A 1,115-nucleotide genomic window follows, 5' to 3' on the forward strand; every position below is an offset into this window, starting at 1 on the left:
AATCTTGATGTTGATTTAGGAAAATTTCATCAATGGGTGGGGCGTGTTGGTGGGCGTTTAAGCAAGACGTTAGGTGTTGTGGAAGAGGGACGTGAAGTTTCTTTTTATAGTAAGCTTTCTTATTTGCATAGTTTTGAAGATAAGCAATTCGTTTCTTTTAAAAACGATTTTCAGTTAGGTTCCTTTGGTTCTTCTTTGGAAGCAGGGGTTGGGTTTAATGCCCGTCTCTCATCAAAACTTTCTCTTCGTGGAGATGTCACTTATCAGCATAGATTTAAGAAAATTGGTTTTTCTGGAACGAGTTTCTCTGCTGGATTGCGCCACCTTTTTTGATGAGCTGCAATATGTATTTTTAGTTAAAAGGCAGAAGATTTTCGGCCTTTTAATGTATTAAAATTTATTTTGCTTCATCAATATGGTTATTTTTTGATATAAAAGATTACAATAGATGCTTTCTTTTATGCGATGAGAAATTTTTCTAAAATTTTTGATGTTAAGATATGAGGACAGATTTCATTGTGAATATGAAAAGTTTGAATGCTGAATGCTTTCGGCATAATCTTTCAAAAGAGACGATATAGGTGGTTGTTTTTGTCCATTTCTTTATTCATTTTTATAGATCATAAGTTTAGTCTTTATGAGTTTTATGCATTGTTTTGAATTTTGTTTTAGAACTTTATTCACGTTTATATCATTTAATACGCTATTTGTTCCATTTTTTAGGATATTTACTTAAGAATTTTGGATAAATACTTGTTTTTAGAACAAACAGAGGGAGTTTGAGGTCAAATTATAATAAAAGTAAAGTATGCTTTATCGTGTTGTTATGGTTGTTGTTTTGTAAGTGATAGGTGGCAGAGAAATTTCGATAAGATACAGGATATTATTTTCATTGCGGTCATGCGCAGATTTTAGCACTCGAGAATATTCATAAGAAGCAATTCACCTTTTTTCAAAAGTCCTTCTTTGCATGCCAGCTTCGTTTGTGATAGACAAGGGGTTAATTGATTAAATATAAACAGGTTTGAAATGAAAGAAATTTATAATATTCAGTTTTTATTCAATATGTAAAATGATGAATGAGCATTCTGAATTATTGCATGAAATTTTCCTAA

At 31.0% G+C, this 1,115-nt stretch carries 1 protein-coding gene; it reads left to right on the forward strand.

Annotated elements, in window-relative coordinates:
* On the forward strand, positions 1-333 hold a 333-nt coding region (locus ACFINR_RS09385), incomplete at its 5' end, for an autotransporter outer membrane beta-barrel domain-containing protein (RefSeq protein WP_375614003.1).
* Between the last annotated feature and the right edge of the window lie 782 nt (positions 334-1,115).

Origin of the sequence: Bartonella sp. AP19HLJMH (assembly GCF_042196245.1) — a bacterium.
Taxonomy (GTDB): Bacteria; Pseudomonadota; Alphaproteobacteria; order Rhizobiales; family Rhizobiaceae; genus Bartonella.